Annotated in this window: 21 protein-coding genes; 18 read left to right on the forward strand and 3 right to left on the reverse strand. The window is 70.2% G+C overall.

The features are described 5' to 3' along the window. Positions 1-22: 22 nt before the first annotated feature. The gene (locus CCZ36_RS22815) at positions 23-1336 is read right to left on the reverse strand and encodes an alanine racemase (RefSeq protein WP_128818450.1); all 1314 of its coding nucleotides are present in this window, start codon (positions 1334-1336) and stop codon (positions 23-25) included. A 133-nt stretch (positions 1337-1469) separates the two neighbouring features. Between CCZ36_RS22815 and CCZ36_RS22820 the strand changes: the two genes are divergently transcribed. The 4 genes from CCZ36_RS22820 to CCZ36_RS22835 all read left to right on the forward strand — a co-directional run bounded on the left by CCZ36_RS22820 (position 1470) and on the right by CCZ36_RS22835 (position 5434). Continuing rightward, entirely contained in the window at positions 1470-2627 is a 1158-nt protein-coding gene (locus CCZ36_RS22820) for a sugar kinase (RefSeq protein ID WP_128818451.1), read from the forward strand. Continuing rightward, positions 2624-3382 (forward strand): IclR family transcriptional regulator, encoded by a 759-nt coding sequence (locus tag CCZ36_RS22825; protein ID WP_006127175.1) that lies wholly within the window; start codon positions 2624-2626, stop codon positions 3380-3382. The genes CCZ36_RS22820 and CCZ36_RS22825 overlap by 4 nt, the downstream gene beginning before the upstream one ends. Positions 3383-3388: 6 nt before the next feature. After that, positions 3389-3799, forward strand: a complete 411-nt coding sequence (locus tag CCZ36_RS22830; RefSeq protein ID WP_003966665.1) for a RidA family protein — start codon at positions 3389-3391, stop codon at positions 3797-3799. A 159-nt stretch (positions 3800-3958) separates the two neighbouring features. Then, positions 3959-5434: a GntP family permease gene (locus tag CCZ36_RS22835; protein WP_128819689.1), complete on the forward strand. Its 1476-nt coding sequence runs from the start codon at positions 3959-3961 to the stop codon at positions 5432-5434. Positions 5435-5487: 53 nt separating this feature from the next. Here CCZ36_RS22835 and CCZ36_RS22840 read toward each other — a convergent pair whose 3' ends face one another. Beyond that, positions 5488-6573, reverse strand: coding sequence for a class I SAM-dependent methyltransferase (locus CCZ36_RS22840; protein ID WP_128818452.1), 1086 nt, complete (start codon positions 6571-6573; stop codon positions 5488-5490). A gap of 176 nt (positions 6574-6749) precedes the next feature. Here CCZ36_RS22840 and CCZ36_RS22845 point away from each other — a divergent pair, with 176 nt between their 5' ends. Continuing rightward, the gene (locus CCZ36_RS22845) at positions 6750-8096 is read left to right on the forward strand and encodes an Nramp family divalent metal transporter (RefSeq protein WP_128818453.1); all 1347 of its coding nucleotides are present in this window, start codon (positions 6750-6752) and stop codon (positions 8094-8096) included. Between the two features lie 79 nt (positions 8097-8175). Here CCZ36_RS22845 and CCZ36_RS22850 read toward each other — a convergent pair whose 3' ends face one another. After that, a complete protein-coding gene (locus tag CCZ36_RS22850; protein ID WP_335755815.1) occupies positions 8176-9906 on the reverse strand; it encodes a chitinase in 1731 nt (576 codons plus the stop codon). Between the two features lie 575 nt (positions 9907-10481). Between CCZ36_RS22850 and CCZ36_RS22855 the strand changes: the two genes are divergently transcribed. The 13 genes from CCZ36_RS22855 to CCZ36_RS22915 all read left to right on the forward strand — a co-directional run bounded on the left by CCZ36_RS22855 (position 10482) and on the right by CCZ36_RS22915 (position 21997). After that, a complete protein-coding gene (locus CCZ36_RS22855; RefSeq protein ID WP_206515764.1) occupies positions 10482-11348 on the forward strand; it encodes a hypothetical protein in 867 nt (288 codons plus the stop codon). A 246-nt stretch (positions 11349-11594) separates the two neighbouring features. Beyond that, positions 11595-12302, forward strand: a complete 708-nt coding sequence (gene cpaB / locus CCZ36_RS22860; protein WP_069743553.1) for a Flp pilus assembly protein CpaB — start codon at positions 11595-11597, stop codon at positions 12300-12302. A 7-nt stretch (positions 12303-12309) separates the two neighbouring features. After that, the gene (locus CCZ36_RS22865; RefSeq protein WP_069739044.1) at positions 12310-13626 is read left to right on the forward strand and encodes an AAA family ATPase; all 1317 of its coding nucleotides are present in this window, start codon (positions 12310-12312) and stop codon (positions 13624-13626) included. Positions 13627-13629: 3 nt separating this feature from the next. Next, the gene (locus CCZ36_RS22870) at positions 13630-14067 is read left to right on the forward strand and encodes a TadE family protein (RefSeq protein ID WP_069739045.1); all 438 of its coding nucleotides are present in this window, start codon (positions 13630-13632) and stop codon (positions 14065-14067) included. Then, positions 14061-14471 (forward strand): TadE/TadG family type IV pilus assembly protein, encoded by a 411-nt coding sequence (locus CCZ36_RS22875; RefSeq protein WP_069739046.1) that lies wholly within the window; start codon positions 14061-14063, stop codon positions 14469-14471. Before CCZ36_RS22870 ends, CCZ36_RS22875 begins: the two co-directional genes overlap by 7 nt. Positions 14472-14558: 87 nt before the next feature. After that, the gene (locus tag CCZ36_RS22880) at positions 14559-15896 is read left to right on the forward strand and encodes a CpaF family protein (RefSeq protein ID WP_069739047.1); all 1338 of its coding nucleotides are present in this window, start codon (positions 14559-14561) and stop codon (positions 15894-15896) included. A gap of 10 nt (positions 15897-15906) precedes the next feature. Then, on the forward strand, positions 15907-16851 hold the full coding sequence (locus tag CCZ36_RS22885; RefSeq protein ID WP_069739048.1) for a type II secretion system F family protein: 945 nt from the start codon (positions 15907-15909) through the stop codon (positions 16849-16851). Between the two features lie 22 nt (positions 16852-16873). Further along, positions 16874-17761, forward strand: a complete 888-nt coding sequence (locus CCZ36_RS22890) for a DUF5936 domain-containing protein (RefSeq protein WP_069739049.1) — start codon at positions 16874-16876, stop codon at positions 17759-17761. Between the two features lie 143 nt (positions 17762-17904). Then, positions 17905-19320: a sensor histidine kinase gene (locus CCZ36_RS22895; RefSeq protein ID WP_069739050.1), complete on the forward strand. Its 1416-nt coding sequence runs from the start codon at positions 17905-17907 to the stop codon at positions 19318-19320. Further along, positions 19244-20302, forward strand: a complete 1059-nt coding sequence (locus tag CCZ36_RS22900) for a response regulator (protein ID WP_443069847.1) — start codon at positions 19244-19246, stop codon at positions 20300-20302. Before CCZ36_RS22895 ends, CCZ36_RS22900 begins: the two co-directional genes overlap by 77 nt. Before the next feature lie 204 nt (positions 20303-20506). After that, positions 20507-20737 (forward strand): hypothetical protein, encoded by a 231-nt coding sequence (locus CCZ36_RS22905; RefSeq protein ID WP_128818454.1) that lies wholly within the window; start codon positions 20507-20509, stop codon positions 20735-20737. Then, positions 20737-21345: a pilus assembly protein TadG-related protein gene (locus tag CCZ36_RS22910; RefSeq protein ID WP_128818455.1), complete on the forward strand. Its 609-nt coding sequence runs from the start codon at positions 20737-20739 to the stop codon at positions 21343-21345. Before CCZ36_RS22905 ends, CCZ36_RS22910 begins: the two co-directional genes overlap by 1 nt. A gap of 34 nt (positions 21346-21379) precedes the next feature. Further along, a complete protein-coding gene (locus CCZ36_RS22915) occupies positions 21380-21997 on the forward strand; it encodes a hypothetical protein (RefSeq protein ID WP_128818456.1) in 618 nt (205 codons plus the stop codon). Positions 21998-22005: the final 8 nt, after the last annotated feature.

The raw sequence follows: 22005 nt of genomic DNA on the forward strand, positions 1-22005 counted from the left end.
GCAGGAGGGGAGGGGCGACCGCTCAGAAGAACGTGCGGATGTAGTCGGTGACCGTGCCGTCCGCCTCGACCAGCGGGATCAGCTGCCACTTGTCGAAGCTGGTGCAGGGGTGAGAAAGGCCCATGCCGACCCAGTCGCCCACCTCCAGCCCCGCCCCTTCCTCCGTGCGCACCCAGGTGTGCTGGTCGGAGAGGCCGGTGACCGTCACCCCGGTGGCGGGCCGCACCGAGCCGTCCCGGCCGGAGCGAACCACCTGCGCCTCGGGCAGATCGAGGTCGTACGCCGCGTCCCGCTTGCCCGCGTTCAGGAACGCCTGCTCGCCGGTCGGACGCGAGACGACCTGCGCCCAGAGGCGGAAGGCGGGCTCGAGGGCTCCCTCCTCGGGGACGCGGTTGAAGGGGGTGAGGTGCTTGTAGTGCCCGTCGTCGTGCGAGACGTACGCGCCGGAGCGCAGCAACTTCAGTACCGGCAGGCTCAGTTCGGGGATCCCGGCGAAGACGTCCGCGACCGCGTCGAACCAGGCGCTGCCGCCCGCGCTGATGACGATCTCCTCGGCCCCGGCGAACCGCTTCTCACCGTCGAAGGCGGCCGCGAGCCCGACGAGCCGCCGCAGCCACGCCCGTACCCGCTCGGGGTCGGCGTCCGGCACCTCGCCCTCGTACCCGGCGACGCCCACCAGGCGCAGCGAACCCGCCGCCGCCACCGCGTCGGCGACCGCCGCGCAGTCGGCCTCCGTACGGGCCCCGGTGCGCGCGCCCTCGCCCGCGCCCAGCTCGACGACCACGTCGACCCGGCGGGTGGCGCCCGCGGCGCCGAGGGCCTCGTCCATCAGCTCGACGCCGCGCACGGAGTCGACGTAACAGACGAAGCGGAACGACGGATCGGCCGTCATCTCCCCGGCCAGCCAGCGCAGGGCGACCGGGTCGACCAGTTCGTTGGCGAGGAAGATCCGGCCGATCCCGTACGCCCGGTAGACGCGCGCCTGGTGGGGCACGGCGGCCGTGATGCCCCACGCGCCGCGCTCCAGCTGGTCCACGAAGAGCTGCGGGGCCATGGACGTCTTGCCGTGCGGGGCGAACGCGAGGCCGTGCCGCTCGGCGTACGTCTCCAGGAGGTCGAGGTTGTGGGCCACCGACTCGGCGGACAACGCGAGGACGGGGGTGGTGAACCCGCCGGTGAAGAGGTTGCGGCGCTCGGCGGCCAGCGCCCCCACGGTCAGGCCCTCCGCGTCCGGCGGCAGGGCCTTGAAGCGGTGGTCGACGCGCTCGTCGGCGAGGGAGGCCGTGAGTGATGCGGCAGGGGGCGTGGTGCGGTCGGTGGGGCTTTCGGCTGCCAAGGGGAGCTCCTCGAAGTTCGTTGCAACATATGCAACATCCATTGCGTATATCGCTCAACGCTGTCTAACATCCGAGCCGATGCCCGGTCAATGGTGACCACCGGCCCGCACGCCGATCAGCGAGGAGCCCTCAGTGTCCGGACCCGCAGCAGGGACGGCCGTCGCCGCCACGACCACCGATGTCGTCTGTCTCGGTGAGTCCATGGTGACGTTCCTGCCCTCGCAGCCCGGCCGCCTCGCCGACGTGCCCTCCTTCGGGCGCGGGATCGGCGGGGCCGAGTCCAACGTGGCCTGCGCGCTCGCCGCCGCCGGGCACCGGGCGGCCTGGGTCGGCCGGGTCGGCGCGGACGGGTTCGGCGACCACCTCGTCGAGACGATCGGGTCGTACGGGGTCGACACGTCGGCGGTCCGCCGCGATCCGGTCCGCCCGACCGGCATCTACTTCCGCACGGCCACGGACCGGGGGACCGACACGCACGAGGTCGCGTACTACCGGGCGGGATCGGCGGCGTCCGCGATGTCGCCGGCGAACGTGCCGTACGAGGAACTGTTCGCGGGCCGCGTCCTGCATCTGTCCGGGATCACGGCGGCGCTGTCCGACGACTGCCTGGCGCTGCTGCGGGAGCTGACGGCCGCGCGGCCGGGGCGCCCGCTGGTGTCGTTCGACGTGAACCACCGGCCGCATCTGTGGCGCGGCGGCGACGCGGATGCGTCGGTGCTGCTGGAGCTGGCGCGGCGGGCCGACCTGGTGTTCGTCGGGGAGGACGAGGCGGAGGAGGCGTGGGGGATCGTGGGCGCGGAGGCGATCCGGGCGGCGGTTCCGGAGCCGGCCGTGCTCGTGGTGAAGCGGGGGAGTGCGGGCGCGACGGTGTTCGCCAGGGGGCTGCGCCCCGGGCCCCGCCCCTCGAACGCCGGAGGGGCGGAAGACGCCGCCGGGCTCCGCTCCCCGAACGCCGGAGGGGCTGAGGACGCCGAGGCCCGAAGCCCCGACACCGTCACCCGCGTCCCCGCCCTCCACGTCGACGTCGTCGCCGCCGTCGGCGCGGGCGACGCCTTCGCCGCCGGGTTCCTCTCCGCCACCCTGCGCGGGCTGCCCGTCCGTGACCGGGCCCGGCACGGGCACCTGATGGCCGCCGCCGTTCTCACCGTCCCCGGCGACCTCACCGAACCGCCCGCCCGCGACCACGCCGACCGCCTCGTCGCCCTCGACGACGACGCCTGGGGGAGACTTCGTCTCGGCCCCGGCTGGACCGCAGCCGACCGGGCCCCCGAGGAGGTACGCACACCATGAGCCAGACCGTCGACCGGGCGCTGAGCATCCTGCCCCTGCTCGCCCAGGGACCCGCCGACCTCGGCCAGGTCGCCGAGCGGCTCGGCGTCCACAAGTCCACGGCGCTGCGCCTGCTGCGTACGCTGCACGAGCACGGCCTCGTCTACCGCCAGGAGGACCAGCGCTACCGCCTCGGCGCCCGCCTCTTCGCCCTCGCGCAGGAGGCCGTCGAGAACCTCGACGTCCGCGAGATCGCCCACCCCCACCTGGTCGCGCTCAACGACCGGTGCGGGCACACCGTCCACCTCGCGGTCTACGAGGAGCAGGAAGTCCTCTACATCGACAAGGTGGAGAGCCGCTACCCCGTCCGGATGTACTCCCGGATCGGGAAGCCCGTCGCGATCACCGTCGCGGCCGTGGCCAAGCTCCTGCTGGCCGACCTCACCGAGCCCGAGCGGCGCGCGATCGCCGAGAAGCTCGACTACCCCATGTACACGTCCCGTTCGACGCCCGACGCGGCCGCCTTCCTCAAGGAGCTCGCCGTCGTCCGCGAACAGGGCTGGGCCACCGACCTCGGTGGCCACGAGGAGTCCATCAACTGCATCGGCGCGCCCATCCGCGGCGCGGACGGGCGGGTCGTCGCGGCCATGTCGGTGTCCGCACCGAACGTGGTCGTCACGGCCGAGGAACTCCTCACGCTGCTCCCGCTGGTCCGGCGCACCGCCGAGACCATCAGCCGGGAGTACTCCGGCACCAACCGACCCAAGAAAGCCTGATCAGCCATGACCGAGAAGACCGCCCTCACCCCCTCCACCCACACCACGCCGCCCGCGAAGTTCTCGCACGGCGTGAAGAAGGGGAACATCCTCCAGGTCGCCGGCCAGGTAGGCTTCCTCCCCGCCGTCGAGGGCCAGGCCCCCACCCCGGCCGGCCCGACCCTGCGCGAGCAGACCCTCCAGACCTTCGCCAACGTCAAGGCGATCCTGGAGGAGGGCGGCGCGAGCTGGGACGACGTGATGATGATGCGCGTCTACCTCACCGACGTGGACCACTTCGCCGAGATGAACGAGATCTACAACGCCTACTTCGCCGAGCAGAACCTGAAGGAGGCCCCCTCCGCCCGCACGACCGTCTACGTGGGCCTGCCCAAGGGCCTGCTCATCGAGATCGACGCGCTCGCGGTGCTCGGCTGACCGTCACGGCCTTCTGAACGGCTCGCATCCCCTCTGGTCCTCTGAACCTTTGCTCCACACGCAGAACCCCACCCGCAGTACGCCGTACGGCACGGCGCCCCGCTCCCCGGGGGCGCCGTGCCGCGCTCCCCCCTGCCCTCCAGCACCACCGGAGTCCCCATGCTGCTCGCCGCCACCCCCTCGCCGGCCGAGACCCCACCGCACACCGGTGGACTGCTCCTCCTGATCGACGGGACCGCCGGTCTGCTGACCGTCGCCGCCCTCGGTATCGCCCTCCTGCTCTTCCTGATCATCAAGGTCAGGCTCCAGCCGTTCGTCGCCCTGCTCGCGGTCTCCATAGCCGTCGGCCTCGGCGCCGGGCTCTCGGTCACCGAACTCTTCGGCACCGTGCAGAAATCCGCCGCCGTCTCGGTCATCGAATCCGGCATGGGCGGCATCCTCGGCCATGTCGCGATCATCATCGGACTCGGCACCATGCTCGGTGCGATCCTCGAAGTCTCCGGCGGGGCCGAGGTGTTGAGCGCCCGCCTGCTGAACGCCTTCGGCGAGAAGCGCGCCCCCCTCGCCATGGGGATGACCGGGCTCGTCTTCGGCATCCCGGTCTTCTTCGACGTCGGCATCTTCGTCCTCGCGCCGATCGTGTACGCCGCCGCCAAGCGCTCCGGAAAATCGATCCTGCTCTATGCCATGCCGCTGCTGGCGGGCCTGTCGATGACCCACGCGTTCCTGCCGCCGCACCCGGGCCCGGTGGCCGCCGCCGGACTCTTCAACGTGTCGCTGGGCTGGGTCATCCTGATGGGCATCGTCGTCGGCATCCCGTCCGTCATCGCCGCCTGGGGCTACTCCGCCTGGATCGGCAAGCGGGTCTTCGTCGACGTGCCGCAGGACATGGTGGAGGCCGCTGCGGAGGCCAAGGCCGCCGTCGCCGCCGAGCAGCGCGCCGCGGGTGTCACCCCGCACGAGAAGCCGGTGCCGCTCGCCACGGTTCTCGCGATCATCGGCACCCCGCTGATCCTGATCCTCGCCGCGACGTTCTCCTCGATCGCCCTGGACCCCTCCACGCCGCGCTCGGTGATCGAGTTCTTCGGCAACCCGTTCGTCGCCCTGACGATCGCCCTGTTCCTCGCGTACTACCTGCTGGGCATCCGGCGCGGCTGGTCCCGCAAGTCCCTGGAGTCGGTCTCCACGTCCTCGCTCAAGCCCGTCGGCAACATCCTGCTGGTGGTCGGCGCGGGCGGCATCTTCGGCGCGGTCCTCAAGGGCAGTGGCATCGCGGACGCGCTCGCCGACACGTTCAACGACGTCGGCCTGCCCGTCATCCTGCTCGCCTGGCTGATCTCGGTGGTCCTGCGCGTCGCCCAGGGCTCGGCCACCGTCGCGATCGTCACCACGGCCGGGATCGTGGTCCCGCTGGTCGAGGGCCAGGACCTCTCCCAGGCCCACCTCGCGCTGATCATCATGGCGATCTCGGCAGGCTCGATCTTCGCCTCGCACGTGAACGACGGCGGCTTCTGGATGGTGTCGAAGTACTTCGGCATCAGCGAACGCGACACCCTGAAGTCCTGGACGGTCCTGGAGACGGTGCTCTCGGTCGCGGGCTTCGCGGTCGCGGCGCTGCTCAGCCTGGTGATCTAGGGGTGTCGGGGCCGGCGCGGACCGCGCCGGCCCCGACACCCCGGGTGCCGCCCTCAACTCCCCTTCCGCGCCACGTAGTAGACGTTCAGGATGTCGCCCTCCACCTCGCGCACCCCCACCTCCCCGAAGCCCGCCTCCTTCAGCATCCGCAGGGCCGTCTGCCTGCCCCACACGGTCCCCAGGCCCGCGCCGCCCTCGCTCAGCGAGGTCGTCATGCAGTAGAAGACCGAGAAGGTGTAGAGCGTGGGGCCCAACGGAAGGTCCAGGTTCTCCTCCAGCAGGCTGGAGGCCGCGATGTCCCCCATCAGGAACACCCCGTCGTCCCGCAGCGCCCCGGCGACGGCCGCCAGGGTCTCCGCCGGACGGGCCAGGTCGTGGATCACGTCGAAGGCGGTGATCAGGTCGTACGAACCGGTCACCGCGGCCGCGTCCGCCAACGCGAAGTGCGCGTTCCGCAGGCCCAGCCGCGCCGCCTCCTCCCGGGCCGCCGCGATACCGCCCTCCGACATGTCCACCCCGGTGAACCGACTGGCAGGGAACGCCCGCGCCAGCAGGTTCACCGCGTGTCCCTGCCCCGTACCGACGTCGAGCACGTCCAGACCGCCACCCGACTCCAGCCGCTCCGGCAGGCCGGCCACCAGCGGGATGATCGTGTCGACCAGCAGCGCGTCGTACACCCGGGCCGTCTCCTCGGCCTGGAGCTCCTGGAACTTCGGGTACGAGGAGTAGGGCACCCCGCCCCCCTCCCGGAACGCCGTGACCACCTCGTCCTCGACCAGCCCGATCAGCGCGAGGTCCTGGAGGAAGGACGCCAGGTTGTCCGGCCCGGCCTCGCGGCACAGGGAGGCGGCGTGCTCGGGCGGCAACCGGTACGTCCCGCCCGCCGGGTCGTACTCGACGATCCCGCCCACCGTCACTCCGCCCAGCCACTCGCGCACATAGCGTTCGTCCAGCCCGGCGGCCCCGGCGATCCGCTCACTGGTCGACGGCGGCAGCTGCGCCATCACGTCGAAGAGCCGTGTCCGGTGCCCGAGGCTGCACAGATACCCCAGGCAGGAATCGTTGAGCACCTGGAGCATCCGCCCGGCGAACTCCTCCTGCCGGGCCGGGTCCGCTGTCCGCTCGATCGTGTGTGACATGGCGCGCCTCCTTCGGAAGCCCGCAGCGTCCCGCCGGAACCGCGCCCGCTCCGCCCCCGCGGGCGTCCGCCCCTCCCCGTATCCGCCGCTCGCTGCCGGCCGATGGGTCCCCTCAAGATTTTACTGCCGTGCAGGCCCCCTTGTGCTGTCCCGCCGATTGCGCTTCCTTGATCGGCATGTCCGAGACGAGCGCAACCACGGAGACAGGGGAGCCGGCCTCCCGACCACGCAAGTCCAGCTGGAAGTACATCGGCCCCGGCGTCGTCGTCGCGGCGACCGGGGTCGGGGCCGGAGATCTGGTCGCGACGCTGATCGCGGGCAGCAAGTTCGGCTACACCCTGATGTGGGCGGCGGTGATCGGCTGCGTCGTCAAGATCTCGCTCGCCGAGGCCGCCGGCCGTTGGCATCTGGCGACCGGCCGCACGCTCTTCGACGGCTGGCGGAGCCTGGGCCCCTGGACCACCGTCTACTTCGCGATCTACGTCGTGGTGTGGGGCTTCATCTACGGGGCGACGGCCATGTCCTCCAGCGCCCTGCCCATCGTGGCGCTGTTCCCCGACGGACCGGGACTGAAGTTCTGGGCGATCGTGATCGGGCTGATCGGGCTGCTCTTCGTCTGGTTCAACCGCTACGCCGTCTTCGAGAAGGTCATGACGGTCCTGATCGGCATCATGTTCGTGGTGGTCATGTACGTGGCGGTCCGGGTCGTCCCGGACGTCGGGGCCTCGTTCGCCGGGCTGCTGCCCGTGCTCCCGGACGGCTCGCTCCTCTACACCCTCGGGCTGATCGGCGGCGTCGGCGGCACGATCACCATGGCCGCCTACGGGTACTGGGTCAACGCCAAGGGCTGGAGCAACTCCTCCTGGATGAGGGTGATGCGGCTCGACAACCGGGTCGCCTACATCACCACCGGGCTCTTCGTCGTGGCGATGCTCATCGTCGGCGCCGAGCTGCTGCACGCCTCGCAGATCGCCCTCACCTCCGGCGACCGCGGCCTGGTCGACCTGGGCAAGGTGCTGGAGGACCGCTTCGGCGCGGGCACCGCCAAGCTCTTCCTGGTCGGCTTCTTCGCCACGTCGTTCTCGTCGCTGATCGGCGTCTGGCACGGGGTGAGCCTGATGTTCGCCGACTTCGTGGAGCGGTTCCGGGCCCCGGTGGCCCCACAGCCCTGCGAGTCCTCCGCGGCCTCCGAGTCCTCCGCGGCCTTGGAGGAGGAGCACGCCGGTCCGGCCGTCACCGCCCGGCAGCAGCGCTCCCTGCCCTTCCGCGCCTATCTCCTCTGGCTGACCTTCCCGCCGATGACGCTGCTCTGGCTGGACCAGCCCTTCGGCCTGGTCATCGCCTACGGGGTGCTCGGCGCGTTCTTCATGCCCTTCCTGGCCCTGACCCTGCTCTGGCTGCTCAACTCCCCCCGTACGCCGGGGGAGTGGCGCAACGGATGGGTCAGCAACGGCATGCTCGCCCTCTCCGGGCTGCTGTTCGTCGTGCTGTGCGTCCAGCAGGTGCGCGACCTCCCCTGGTGATCAAAGCGGTACGGAAACGCCGCAGCGCCGCCGGGGGAGCGGCGGCGCTGCGGGTTCGAGGATCGCTGAGCGATACGGGCTACGGCAGGCTGCGGACGTGCGGGCCGACCGCCTTCGACCAGGCGAACCCGGCGGTCGCGTCCCAGTTCGTCGACCAGGTCATGGCGCCGCGCAGCGACGGGTAGGTCTTCGACGGCTTGAACGAACCGCAGCTGGTGCCCTTGGTCAGGCAGTCCAGCGCCGCGTTCACCATCGACGGGGCGACATAGCCGCTGCCCGCGCCTCGGGTGGAGGCGGGGACGCCGATGCCGACCTGGGACGGGTCGAGGCCGCCCTCCAGCTGGATGCAGGCGAGCGCGGTGAGGAAGTCCACCGAACCCTGCGAGTAGACCTTGCCGTCACAGCCGAGCATCGAACCGCTGTTGTAGTACTGCATGTTGACGACGGTCAGGATGTCCTTGATGTTGAGCGCCGTCTTGAAGTACTCGCCCGACGTCGACTGCATGTCGATCGTCTGCGGAGCCATCGTGACGACCAGTCCGCTGCCCGCCTTCGCCGACAGCTGGCGGAGCGCCTTCGTCATGTAGGTGGCGTTGAGGCCGTTCTCCAGGTCGATGTCGACGCCGTTGAAGCCGTAGTCCTGCATCAGCGCGTACACCGAGTTGGCGAACGCGGTGGCGGAGGCGTCGTTGTCGACCCGGACCGTGCCCAGTTCGCCGCCGATCGAGATGATGACGTTCTTGCCCTGGGCCTGCTTGGTCTTGATGTCGGCCCGGAACTGGGCGTCGGTGTAACCGTTCAGACCGGCCGTGTCCAGGTTGAAGGTGACCTGGCCCGGCGTCGGCGTGGCGTCCGCGAAGGAGACCGCGATGATGTCGTAGTCGGCCGGGACGTCGGTGAGCTTCTGGACGGCCGCGCCGTTGTTGAAGTTCTGCCAGTAGCCGGTGACCGCGTGCTTGGGCACGGCGGGGCCGGGGCCGGGGCCCGTGCCCTGCTTCGCCGTACGGGCGCTGATGGCAGCCGATTTGACCGACTCGCCGGCCGCGTTGGTGGCGCTCACCGAGAACTGGTAGGCGGTGTCCGCGGTCAGCCCCGTGACGGTCGCCGAGGTCCCGGTGGAGGTGGTCGCCTGCACGCCGTCCCGGTACACCTTGTATCCCGTGGCGCCGGAGACCGCGTTCCAGGACAGGGCCACCGACGACGTGGTCGTGGCGCCCGCCGTGAGACCGGCCGGAGCCGCCGGAATGACCGGTCCGGGCTCCTCGCCGCCCCCGCCGTCGGGCCCGGTCACCTCGATGTCGTCGGCGAAGTAGGCGGCCTGCCCGTACCAGCCGTGGGTGTAGACGGTCACCGACGTGGTGTTGGCGCCGGTCGTGAAGCTGGTGGACAGCTTGGTCCAGGAGGAGGAGCCCGGCGTCCAGGTGGAGACGTCCGTGGTCCCGGTACCGCTCACGCCCAGGTAGGCGTAACCGCCCTGCACCCAGGAGCTGAGCGCGTACGTCGAGTTGGGCTTCACCTTGACCGACTGCGAACACTTGGCGTTGTCGTGGCCGGCCGGGGTGGCCTTCAGCGCCGACGTACCGCTGCGCACGGGGGAGGAGACGGCGGCGCCGCTGCCCCCGGAACAGGTCCAGTTGGCGAGGCCCGACTCGAAGCCCGCGTTCTTGGCGTTGTTGACGTCGGCGGCCTGGGCGGTGCTGACGAGCCCGGTGACGGTCAGGGCGGCGGCCGTGGCGACGGCCAGGGTGCCACCGAGTACGGACCGGGAGCGGCGGCGTCTTCTGCGACTGCGGCCTGCGGAGCGTTCCACTGGTGCCTCCGGGGGGAGTTGGGGGGTGCCGGGGATGGGCGGTACGGTGCAGTGCGCATAAACTGGTCCAGACCAATCAAGTTGTCAAGACCTCTGGCAGTGAAAGGCCGTCCGGGCGGGCGGACGCGGGGGGTCGCGGTCACCCCCGTACGGGGGTGCCGGGCGGCGGGTTCCCGGTCCGGGGGCGACACCGCGACCGCACTCCGCCCCCCGCACGAGTGATCTTGCGGGAGATCTTCGTGCCGTCACGGAAACGCCCTTACGAAAAAGGGGGCCGGCCGCCTCGACTCCAGGTTGACGTGCGCGAATGGATACGTGATCGAAAAGCGGACGCGTGATTCGGTAACGCTCCGCAGTGACCGCCCAGTTGGAGTGAATCGATTTCATCCCGTTTAGCACCCGGCCCCCGTCGGAACGGTGTTCGCATGGTGCCGTACTGGTCTCCGATAACTGTTCTCTGCCTGGTGAGACGTGGCTAAAGTGCTGGGGCAGGAGCACGGAGCAGGAGCGATTGCGGTCGGCGTCCCCACGTCGACCGGAGCCGAAACGGGGAGAGCGTGCCGACCGCGATAGCAGTGACGAGCGCAGACCTGGTGCTGCCGCCGACCGACCAGCAGACACCGACCGCCGCTCTGCTCCAGGCCCCCGAGGCCCAGGTGCTGGAGCTGGCGATCGGCGACATGCACCTGCTGCTGGAACAGCACGGGTATGTGATCGCCCTGTACCCCTCGGGCATCCGGCCCGAGCACGAACGCCGCCTCCACTCCATCCGCTCGGTGCTGGAGAGCGACCGGATCGCCCTGGTCAAGGTGGACCTCCCGCCCCTCGGCGTCGCCGTACTGGTCCGCCAGCTGAGGCAGTTGTCCATCTGCGATTTCAGCCCCGGGGTGGTCGCCTCCGCCGCCCGGCTGCTGTCGCACTACATCTACGCGGGCGCCCTCCTCAACTCCGTCGCCCGGCTCGACCGGGTCCCGGTCGGCCTCAAGAGCCATGCCAAGTCCTGGGTCCCCGGCTCCCAGTTCGCCGTGCTCGCCGGCCCCGAGCCGCAGCTGGTGAAAGTGGGCCCGGCCGCCGAACCGCTGACGGGACCGGATTTCGGCACGCATCTTCTGGTGGCCAAAGGGAATCTGCAGTCGGAGTGGGTACAGGAGACCCTTGCGCCCGCCTGGAAGGTCCAGGCCATTCACGACACCTCGGTCCCGGCCGACTCGCCGCGCTGGTGGGGCACGGGAAAGCTGGTCGAGTTCGCCGCCCATCTCCCGGACCTCTCCGTCCTCTACCAGCTGGTTTCCTCCGTACGCCGGGAAAAGTGTCACTGGTGCGCCATGGAACTCATCGGCGACCGCTGCGCATTCTGTTCCGCACCACTTCCGGTATCGGAGAACCGCGCGCTGCCCACCGGTGTCCAACACCATGGGGCCGACGAATCACCGGGCCCCTGACGCGACCGCTCCCCGCTCCCCGTCCGCCGTCCCCGTCCCGCGCCTCCACCCCGCCGCTTCCTCCCGGCCACGGTGGACGTACTCGTAGATGTAAGCGCGTAACCGCTCCACAGCACAGGCCCGCTCCACAGCACGTATCCGCTTCACAGCACCTACCCGTTCCACCGCACTTGCCTGTTCCGCAGCACCGCTCACTCTGTCCGCTGTCCGCTCCACGCATCCGATTCGAACGAGGTTGTCCGGACCATGAACTCCCGCCAGCGCCGCGGCGTGATACTCCTGCTCCTGTCGGTCCTGTGTGCCTTCGCGGCCTTCGCCGGCGTGCTTTCGGTGATCAGCGATGTCAACTCGAAGGTCGGGCCCGAGGTGACGGCGTACCAGCTGAAGACCAACGTGGCTCCGTACACCGCCCTGAACAGCCGCCAGTTCGAGAAGATCAAGATGCCCAAACGCTGGCTCTCCGAGAACGCCGTGACCGACCTGCGGGAGGTCGAGTCGAAGATCGCGGTGACCGAACTGCGCGAGGGCTCCCTGCTCCAGTCGGACATGATGGTCCGCAAGCCCGAACTCCGGGCCGGCGAGCAGGAGATCGCCATCATGATCGACGCCTCCACCGGCGTCGCGGGCAAGATCACCCCGGGCGCCACGGTCAACATCTACGCCACCTTCGCCGGTGAGCAGCAGGGCGACCCGGCCCAGTCGAAGGTCATCGTCGCCAATGCCAAGGTGCTGGACGTCGGCGAGCTCACCGCCCTCGACCCCGGCGCGGACGACCGCGGCACCCGGGCCACCGAGGCCGTGCCGATCACCTTCGCGCTGAACACGCTCGACACCCAACGCGTCGCGTACGCCGAGTCGTTCGCGGAGCACGTGCGCCTCGCGCTCGTCGCCCCCGGCAGCGACGGCACCATCCGTCCGGGGGACCGCACCTACACGCTCGACAAGGACAAGTGAGGATGGGATGACCACCAGAATCCTCCCGGCCGTCGGCGACCTCGACGCGGCCCGCTCCGTCACCACCCTGCTCAGCCAGCTGCCCGACGCGGAACCGGCGACCCCCGTCGGCGACTCCACCCAGCTCATCGACACCCTGGCCCGCCTCGCGGGTGAGGCGCTCGACGAACTGCCCGAGGTGGTGCTGGTCCACGAGCGGATCGGCCCGGTGCCGGCCCTGGAGCTGGTCCGGGAGGTGTCGCTGCGCTTCCCGTCCGTCGGCGTCGTCCTGATCACCGCGGACGCCAGCCCGAACCTCTTCGCCAACGCGATGGACTCCGGCGCCCGCGGCCTGGTCACCCTCCCGCTCAGCTACGAGGAACTCGCCAACCGCGTCCAGGCGGCCGCCCAGTGGTCCGCCGGCGTACGCCGCCACCTCACCTCCGGCAACGAGGTCTTCACCGGTCCCGGAGGCACCGTGGTCACGGTCACCGGTGCCAAGGGCGGTGTCGGTGCGACCGTCACCGCCATCCAACTCGCCCTGGCCGCACAGGCGTCCGGAAACACCGTGGCGCTGGTGGACATGGACCTTCAGACCGGGGACATCGCCTCGTTCCTCGACGTACAGTTCCGCCGCTCCCTGGTCGACCTCGCCATGATCACCGACATATCGCCCCGGGTGCTGTCCGACGCCGTGTTCTCCCACTCCACCGGCCTCGCCCTGCTCCTCGCCCCCGGGGAGGGCGAACGCGGCGAGGAGGTCAGCGACCGCTCGGCCCGCCAGATCGTCAGCGCCCTCCGCTCCCGCTACGAGATCGTCGTCATCGACTGCGGCGGCCAGATGAACGGCGCCAACGCGGCCGCCGTCGAGATGGCGGACGTGGCCCTGCTGGTCACCACCCCCGACGTGGTCGCGGTGCGCGGCGCGAAACGCGTCGTACGGATGTGGGAACGGCTCCAGATCCGCAAGGCGGAGGAGACGGTCACCCTCGTCAACCGCTTCACCCGCAACACCGAGATCCAGCCGCCGCTGATCCAGAAGATCACCGGCACCCGGGTCGCCTCGGCGGCGGTCCCCGCGAACTTCAAGGAGCTCCAGGCGTCCATCGACGCCGGACGCCTGCACGAACTGGACGCCAAGAGCACGGTCAAGCAGGCGCTCTGGGGCCTGGCCGGAGAGCTGGGCATCGTCAAGGAAAGCGCGACGGGCAAGAAGAGCGGCGGCGCCCTGGCCAAACGGAACAGCGGCGGCGCCTTCAAGAACGACCGGGGCTCGATCGGACGCCCGCGCCGCCGGCGCGACGGCTCCGGCCGCGGCCCCGGAGACTCCGAGGGGACACGTTGAGCGATGACCACCACGAGAACAGCTCGCAGCGGCATACGGGGGCGGACCACCGCCCTACGTGACCGAGGGGGCCGGGACCGCGGCCAGACGGCCGTCGAGTTCCTGGGGATGACCCCGTTCATCATCCTGATCATGCTGGTGCTCTGGGAGTGCGCTCTGATCGGCTACACGTTCAGCCTCGCGGGCAACGCGGCGGACGTGGGCGCGCGCAAGGGCAGCGGGGCGGAGTTCGCGCCCGACATGGCGTGCAGGCAGGGTGCGCTGAAGGATCTGCCCGGAGCCTGGAGAAGTGCGGCGGACGTGGACTGCGGCGGCGGTAGCAGCCTTTACGAGGCCACGGTGGAGCTGAAGGTCCCGGTACTGGTGCCGGGCCTGTTCGACCTCGACACCAAGATCAAGGGCACGGCGGGATCGCCGAGGGAGGAGGCTCGGTCATGGTGACGAGACAAGCGAACGGTGAGAGCACCCGTTCCGCCCGCCCGAAGGCCGACCGGGGCCAGGTCGCCATGGAGTACCTCGGCTTCCTCCCCCTGCTGCTCCTCGTCGCGGTGGCGGCCATCCAGCTCGGCATCGCCGCGTACGCCGCGAACCAGGCGGGCACGGCGGCCCGCGCCGGAGCCCGTACGGAAGCCAGCGTGGACGCCCGGGGCAGCGGCGAGGGCAACGCGCGCGACGCGGTGAGCGACTGGGTGGAGGACGGCGGGTTCGAGTACCGCAGGACCGGCGGCCGGGACATCACGGTCACGGTCGAGGTGAAGGTGCCCTCCATCGTGCCGGGCCTGGACGACTGGACGGCCAAGCGGAGCGCGACGATGCCCAACGAGCACGTCGGCTCCGGCTTCTGACCACGCCTGCCCCGGATCCCGACCGCGACGACCCGACGACCCGACGACCGCGACGACCGCGACGATCCGACGAGGAGAGTTACGCAGATGAGCCTGCGGGCACGCATGACCGCTCCGGAGGAGCAGGGCGGGGCACGGGAGGACGGCCACATGGTGGCCACCTACCGGGCCAAGCTGCTGGAGGAGATCGACCTCGCGGAGATGTCCTCGCTGGCCGCCGCCGACCGGCGGGCCCGGCTGGAGCGCGTCCTCGGCCACATCATCAGCCGCGAGGGCCCGGTCCTCTCCACGGTCGAACGCTCGCAGCTCATCCGCCGCGTCGTCGACGAGGCGCTCGGCCTCGGCATCCTGGAACCGCTCCTGGAGGACGCGTCCATCACCGAGATCATGGTCAACGGCCCCGACCAGATCTTCGTCGAACGCAACGGCAAGGTCGAACAGCTCCCGATGCGCTTCGGCTCCCACGAGCAGCTGATGCAGACCATCGAGCGGATCGTGTCGACCGTCAACCGCCGCGTCGACGAGTCCAACCCGATGGTCGACGCCCGCCTCCCCAGCGGCGAGCGTGTCAACGTGATCATCCCGCCGCTGTCGCTGACCGGCGCGACGCTCACCATCCGCCGCTTCCCGCGCTCCTTCACGCTCCAGGAGATGATCGACTTCGGTTCGCTGGACGAGCAGATGCTGGTGCTGCTCGCCGGCCTCGTCCAGGCCAAGCTCAACATCATCGTCTCGGGGGCCACCGGCACCGGCAAGACGACCCTCCTCAACGCGCTCTCCGGACTGATCCCGAACGCCGAGCGCATCGTCACCATCGAGGACTCCGCCGAACTCCAGCTCCAGCAGAGCCATGTGATCCGGCTGGAGTCCCGCCCGGCGAACGTCGAGGGCAAGGGCCAGATCACCATCCGCGACCTGGTCCGCAACTCCCTGCGTATGCGGCCCGACCGGATCGTCGTCGGTGAGGTCCGAGGCGGCGAGTCGCTCGACATGCTCCAGGCGATGTCCACCGGTCACGACGGATCGCTGGCCACCGTCCACGCCAACAGTGCCGAGGACGCGCTGATGAGGCTCCAGACCCTCGCCTCGATGTCGGAGGTCGAAATCCCCTTCGAGGCGCTGCACGACCAGATCAACAGCGCCGTCGACGTGATCGTCCAGCTGACCCGGCACGCCGACGGCGCGAGGAAGATCACCGAGATCGCCGTCCTGGACAGCCACGGCCGCGACCCGTACCGCATCGTCACGGTCGCCCGCTTCAACGCCCAGCCGATGTCGTCGGACGGCCGCATCCACGGCGACTTCCAGTACCTCCCGCTGCCCCGGAGGCTCGCCGAGCGCCTCTACCTGGCCAGTCAGCCCATCCCGCAGGCGTTCGGCGTCGCCCAGTCCGCCGAACAGCTCGCCACCCGAGAGGCCAACTAGGTACCGAGCCATGGACAACGTCAACCTCCCCCTGATCACCGTCGGCGTCACGCTGCTGTGCTGCGTCCTCGGCGTGATGGGCCTGTACGCCTACTCCGGCGGCAAGGCCGACCGCGATGCCCTCGTCGAGCGGCTCTCGCACGTCGGGCAGATTCCCGAGGCGGGGCGGGTCCGCCGCTTCAAGGGGCTCGACCGCAGGCTGCGCGGCACCGCGCTCGGCCGGAAACTGGAGCTGAAGCTCGCCGCGACCGGCCTGGACATCACGCCCGGCGAGTTCCTCGTCTACGCGGTCGTCGCGATGGCGGGGCTCTGGATGATCGCCTCCTCCATGCTCGCCGCGTTCTTCGGCCCGGTCGCCGCGCTGATCGGACTCTGGGGCACCAACGCGTTCCTCAACTGGCAGCGGACCAAGCGCACCGAGCGCTTCATCAACCAGCTCCCCGAACTCTCCCGCATCCTCGCCAACGCCACCCAGGCGGGCCTGGCTCTGCGCACCTCGCTGTCGATGGCGGCCGAGGAGCTGGAGAACCCGGCGGGTGAGGAACTGGCCCGGGTGGCACGGCGCCTGGCCGTGGGCGAGCCCCTGGAGGACGCGCTGAGCGAACTGACCGACCGCCTCCCCTCCCGCGAACTGGTCGTCCTGGTGACGACGCTGGTCCTCTCCAACCGGGCCGGCGGTACGGTCGTCAGCTCGCTGCGCAACCTCACCGAGACCCTGGAGGAGCGCAAGGAGACCCGCCGCGAGGTCAAGACCCAGCTCTCCCAGGTCACCGTCACCGCCTACGCCGTCCCCATCTTCGGCGTCGGCGCGATGCTGCTGATGAACGCGGTCATGCCCGGTGCGCTGGACCGGATGACGGGGGCCTTCATCGGCCAGGCGGCGGTGGTCGTGGCGATCGTCCTGTACGCCATCGGGTTCGTTGTGATCCGCCGCCTGTCCCGTATCGACGTCTGACGAGCTGAGGGGAAGAACCGCCATGGACCTGCTGCTAGCTCTCGTCGTCGGACTCGCCGTGTACGGGGCCATCCACGGCATCCGGATGTACCGGGCCGACGCCAAACTCCCCGGAGACCTGGCCGTCGCCCTCGAATCCGGAGCCACCCGCACGAGCGCGGTCGGCTCCGGCATCGACCGCCTCGGTATCCGCTGGGCCCCCGCGGTCCTGCGGATGATGGGCCCCAAGGCCGTCAACAAGAAGCGCCGCCAGATCGACCTGGCGGGCAACCCCGGCGGCCTCACCATCGACCGTTACGCCGCCCGCCGCGCGGTCTACGGCGCGCTGGGCGTCCTCGGAGCCTTCTCCATGCTCCTCCGGGGCCAGCTCTTCCTCGCCCTCCTGATGATCGCCTTCGGCCTGTTCTGGGTGGAGGCCGGCATCTGGTCGGCGATCCGGGTACGCCGCGACCACATCGAACGCACCCTGCCGGACTTCCTCGACGTCCTGGCCGTCGTCGTCTCCGCAGGGCTCGGCTTCCGGCAGGCGCTGGACCGGGTCGCGGAGAAGTACGAGGGCCCGTGGTCCGACGAACTGCGCATCACACTCCGCCAGATGGACATGGGCGTCAGCCGCCGCCAGGCCTTCGACGAGCTGCGCCGACGCAACGACTCCGAACAGGTCGCGATGTTCGTCACGACGCTCCAGCAGGGCGAGGAACTGGGCGCGCCGATCGTCGAGACGCTGATCCAGATCGCCAACGACATGCGCCGCACCGACGCCCAGAACGCCCGCCGCAAGGCGGCCAAGGCGGTCCCGAAGGCGACGTTCGCGGTGACCACGTTCCTCCTGCCCGGCACGCTCCTGCTGCTCACGGTCGGATTCGTGTACGGAGCCGACGTCGACTTCGGGGCACTCACGGGCGGGTGACATGAACGACGGGCGGGATGGGGACGGAGACCCAGAGGCATCACGAGACACGAGACGCATACGGAACACACGGCCAATACGGAACACACGACCGATACGGGACGCGAGACGGATACGGGACACGAGACGGAGGTGACAGGCACATGGCATACCAGCTCGGCAGCGCGCAGCCCGGACTGACCGCGGAACTCACCCGCGCCCACTCCGGCACCCCGGCCCGCCCGGCCTTCGCCATCCAGGTCAACGCGCTCCAGGCGATGTGCCGCCAGGTCTTCGGCTTCCGCCTGGCGATGATCGCGATAGCGACTCCGTACGCCATCAGCCACACGGCCCCCGGCCTGCCCACCTGGTTCATCGGCTCGGCGATCCTGGTCACCTTCATGGGCTCGTACCTGCTGTTCCGGGACTGGGAGCGGTTCGGCCCGGTCCTCCTGCGCCACCCCTGGCTGCTGGCCGTCGACGTGTCCTTCGGCGCGCTGCTGCTGATCACGGCGACCCCCGAGTCGACCCTCGCGTACGTGACCGTCTGCACGCCGCTGCTGGCGGGCCTGATTCACGGCTGGCGCGGCGCGGCGGTTTTCGCGGCGCTTCAGGTGGTCATCGTTTTCGGCGTATACGCGAGCGTCCCGAAGTTGGAGGGAGGAGGAGCGACAAGGCTCCTCCTCCCCGGCTTCTGTGTGATCGCGGGCGCGGTCGGGGTCACCCTGCGCAACCTGCTTCTGCGTTTCGGGTCGGCCACCCAGGCGCTGACCGAGACCCGGGCGCGGCTGGCGGTGAACGAGGCGGTGGAGCACGAACGCACCCGGCTGGCCCGGGAGATGCACGACTCGGTCGCCAAGACCCTGCACGGCCTGGCGCTGGCCGCCGACGGCCTCGCCGGCTCGGCGGACCGGATGGACCCGCCCACCGTGAAACTCCAGGCGGAACTGGTCGCCCGGGCCGCCCGCCGGGCCGCCGCCGAGTCCCGGGAGCTGCTCACGGATCTGCGCCGCGAACAGGGCCTGGAGGGCGGCGTCGACCTTGTCGCCGAACTGGCCGCCCAGGCGGAGGACTTCACTGCCCGCCACCCGGTCACGGCCACCTTCCGCCGCCTGTCCGAGGAAACCCCGGTCCCCCCGGTCCCGCAGGCGGTGGCCCGCCAGCTGCTCACGGTCGCCTCGGAGGCCATGGAGAACGCGCACCGCCACGCCTCCCCGACGTATCTGATCGTCCTCGCCGGCGTGAAGGGCGACATGCTCCGCGTCACCGTGTACGACGACGGCCGAGGCCTGCCCGCCGGAACGACCTTGGAAACGCTGCGCCGGGCGGGCCACTTCGGCCTGGTCGGCATGGTGGAGCGGGCCGCGTCGATCGGGGCCCGGATCAGGATCGGGCGGGGGAAGGCGGAGAAGGGGACGGAGGTACGGGTGGAGCTTCCGCTGGCGGCGCTGGCGGTCGGGTCCGGAACCACGCCCCAGCCCCCCGAGCAGGCCCCCCGCCCCGCTGCCGGACCCGCGTCCGCACCGACACCCGAGAAGACCACGACTTTCGCCGTCCCCACCCACAACCCCCAACCCTGAGAGGAGGTCGCAGCATGCCGGACGATGTCTTCCCCGCGCCCAACCGCTACGGGGCGGCGGCTCACCGTCACGCCCCGCAGCACCCGCCGTCGCACATCCCGCTCACCCCGGCCGCCGACCCCCGGCCCCCCGCGGCCCCGTCCCCGTCCCCCTTCCCCCGGGGCCCGCCGCCCCGGCCGCCGAACGCCTCCGAGTGGTGGTCGCGGACGACAACCCGGTGGTCCGGGCGGGGCTGGGCGTGCTGCTGTCCGGCCGGGCGGACATCCAGGTGGTCGCGGAGGCGGCGGACGGCCGGGAAGCGTACGAGAAGACGCTCGAACACCGCCCCGACGTGGTCCTGCTGGACGTCCGCATGCCCGGCGTCGACGGCCTCTCGGCCCTGCCGCACCTGGTCGGCATCGCGCCCGTGCTGATGCTGACGTACAGCCGCGAGAGCGAGATCGTCCACGAGGCGCTGCGGCTGGGCGCGGGCGGCTACTTGGTGCACGGCGAGTTCACGGCGAACCAACTGGTCCAAGCGGTACGCGACACGAAGGACGGCCGCGCCAACTTCACCGTCACCGCCGCCGACGCCCTCCTGGCCCATATGCGCCACGGCACGCCGCCCCAGCGGGGCCCGCTCCCCGAGGGCCTGGGCTCGGCCCTGGCGACGGCACCGGCCCCACCGCCCCCGCACACCGCCGAACCTTCGGAAAGCCTTTCGCAACTGCAACCAGTTGTGGGACAGTCTTCTCTATCCGGGGGGTCGGCGCCCGCCCCCAACAGGCAGCAGTACGGGCTGAGTTCGAGGGAGGTGGAGGTCATGGACCTGATTGCGTCCGGAATGAGTAATCAGCAGATCGCCGCCACCTGCTTCATCAGTGAGAAGACGGTCAAGAACCACATCAACCGCATCTTCACGAAGCTCCACAGCGCCACCCGCAGCGAGGCGATCGCCCACTGGCTCGGCACCGCGCCCCGGAACCCCGGGCGGCAGCCATGAGCCCTCGATCCCGCAACGTGTGGACCCAGAAGGAGCTTTGGGCCCGGGAATGGGCCCACGGGCCCTCTGCGGAAGGGCGGGTTCCCGCCTATGTTTCTCATGTCGCCAGCGGCACCGGCCAGGAGGAAGCCGGTAACGAGGGCGGCACCGCAGAAACGTGCGAGTCGGCCGGTAACCGGTCGGCCGAACCCGGAGGGGAACACCATGTCGGACATCACCCTGAAGACCGCCGTCCGCGTCAACGGCTGGGCCAGCACCGCCGTCAGCGCCATCCAGAAGCGCTACGCGGCGAAGGACCGGGGACAGACGGCGTTCGAGTACCTGGGGATCATTCTGGTGGTCGTGGCGATCATCGGGGCGATCGCGGCCGCCGGGATCGGCGGGAACATCTCGGAGCGCATCGACGGTCTGGTGACCGCCATCACCTCTGGCTGATGCGTACGCGTCCACAAGGCGACGCAGGGCAGGCCTTCCCCATCTACATGACGATGGTGGCGGGCCTGCTCTTCCTTGCGTTGGCCTTCTTCGCTGTCGGTAAAGCGTCAGCTCTGCGCAACGGTTCTCAGGGTGCGGCTGACGCCGCCGCCCTCGCCGCGGCCCAGAAGGCGCGAGACAACTTCGGGACGGGCTTCTACGCCTCGCTTCCCACCAATATGTTGGACCTGTTCCTCAACAAGCCTTTTCGCGCTCCTTGTTACGAGGCGAGTCGTCTGGCGGCGGCCAACGACGCCAGAAGGACGTCGTGCTACTCGACTCCTGGGTATCTGCGCGACCGGATCACGGTCGGGGTCAAGGGCAACAAGCCTGTGGACTCACCTGTGCTCCCCGGCTCGGAGAACAAGAAGGCCAAGGCCAAGGCCACCGCGCTCATCGAGTTCCGCTGCCCCAACCCGATAGCTGTGGACTCCACCGGAGACGGAATCATCGACCTCTTCACCTTCACGTGCCGGAACGGCAAGATCCTCGAGATCGTGCCCGCCAGCCCCCCACCGTGGGAGAGCGTGAGCAGAACTCTCTTTGACGTGCGGTTGGTCGACCAGTGACAGCGAAGCGAACGACGAGTAGAGGAATCGGACCATGAGCATGCGGCGGACCACGACGACCAGAAGGGCCATGGCGGCTGTCAGCATGACGGCTGCTCTGGCCTTTGCTCTCGCGGGCTGTGGCGACGACGGAGGCGAGAAGCCCGGCAACGAGGGCTCCAGCGCACCGTCCGCCCCGGCCAGCCCCTCCGCGGAGGACAAGGGCGAGTCGCAGCAGGAGGACACGGCTGCGGGCGAGAACGTGGACCCGGATGTGAAACTCGCGGAGGCGCGGGGGCAGGGTGGACTGGTCCTGGTGATCAACGAGGCCAAGCGGGACTCGGGTGGGTTCCTCACCGTTCAGGGCGTAGTCACCAATGAGGGTGATCAGGCTCGGATCACCACGGCGTGGTCCGGGTCCGAAGTGAACATTGTGAACAAGAACCCCAACTCCGTCGCCGGTGCGACGTTGGTCGACAAGGCGGGGAAGAAGCGCTACTACGTGCTCCGGGACACGGACTCCCGCTGCCTCTGCACCACGGCGATCTCATCCCTCGCCCCAGGCAAGTCGGCGCCGATCTTCATGCAGTTCCCCGCCCCGCCGCAGGACACGACCGAGGTCGACTTCACCCTCCCGACCTTCGCCACCACCTCGCTGAAGATTTCTGGGTGAACGCGGCC

It is taken from the genome of Streptomyces sp. S063 (assembly GCF_002832675.1).
GTDB lineage: Bacteria > Actinomycetota > Actinomycetes > Streptomycetales > Streptomycetaceae > Streptomyces > Streptomyces sindenensis.

What these genes read in the sequence shown, in the direction of transcription:
- CCZ36_RS22825 (WP_006127175.1), top strand. Translation starts at nt 2,624, where the DNA reads ATGAGCCAGACCGTCGACCGGGCGCTGAGCATCCTGCCCCTGCTCGCC.
- CCZ36_RS22830 (WP_003966665.1), top strand. Translation starts at nt 3,389, where the DNA reads ATGACCGAGAAGACCGCCCTCACCCCCTCCACCCACACCACGCCGCCC.
- CCZ36_RS22835 (WP_128819689.1), top strand. Translation starts at nt 3,959, where the DNA reads ATGCTGCTCGCCGCCACCCCCTCGCCGGCCGAGACCCCACCGCACACC.
- CCZ36_RS22840 (WP_128818452.1), bottom strand. Translation starts at nt 6,573, where the DNA reads ATGTCACACACGATCGAGCGGACAGCGGACCCGGCCCGGCAGGAGGAG.
- CCZ36_RS22845 (WP_128818453.1), top strand. Translation starts at nt 6,750, where the DNA reads ATGTCCGAGACGAGCGCAACCACGGAGACAGGGGAGCCGGCCTCCCGA.
- cpaB (WP_069743553.1), top strand. Translation starts at nt 11,595, where the DNA reads ATGAACTCCCGCCAGCGCCGCGGCGTGATACTCCTGCTCCTGTCGGTC.
- CCZ36_RS22865 (WP_069739044.1), top strand. Translation starts at nt 12,310, where the DNA reads ATGACCACCAGAATCCTCCCGGCCGTCGGCGACCTCGACGCGGCCCGC.
- CCZ36_RS22870 (WP_069739045.1), top strand. Translation starts at nt 13,630, where the DNA reads ATGACCACCACGAGAACAGCTCGCAGCGGCATACGGGGGCGGACCACC.
- CCZ36_RS22875 (WP_069739046.1), top strand. Translation starts at nt 14,061, where the DNA reads ATGGTGACGAGACAAGCGAACGGTGAGAGCACCCGTTCCGCCCGCCCG.
- CCZ36_RS22880 (WP_069739047.1), top strand. Translation starts at nt 14,559, where the DNA reads ATGAGCCTGCGGGCACGCATGACCGCTCCGGAGGAGCAGGGCGGGGCA.
- CCZ36_RS22885 (WP_069739048.1), top strand. Translation starts at nt 15,907, where the DNA reads ATGGACAACGTCAACCTCCCCCTGATCACCGTCGGCGTCACGCTGCTG.
- CCZ36_RS22890 (WP_069739049.1), top strand. Translation starts at nt 16,874, where the DNA reads ATGGACCTGCTGCTAGCTCTCGTCGTCGGACTCGCCGTGTACGGGGCC.
- CCZ36_RS22895 (WP_069739050.1), top strand. Translation starts at nt 17,905, where the DNA reads ATGGCATACCAGCTCGGCAGCGCGCAGCCCGGACTGACCGCGGAACTC.
- CCZ36_RS22905 (WP_128818454.1), top strand. Translation starts at nt 20,507, where the DNA reads ATGTCGGACATCACCCTGAAGACCGCCGTCCGCGTCAACGGCTGGGCC.
- CCZ36_RS22910 (WP_128818455.1), top strand. Translation starts at nt 20,737, where the DNA reads ATGCGTACGCGTCCACAAGGCGACGCAGGGCAGGCCTTCCCCATCTAC.
- CCZ36_RS22915 (WP_128818456.1), top strand. Translation starts at nt 21,380, where the DNA reads ATGAGCATGCGGCGGACCACGACGACCAGAAGGGCCATGGCGGCTGTC.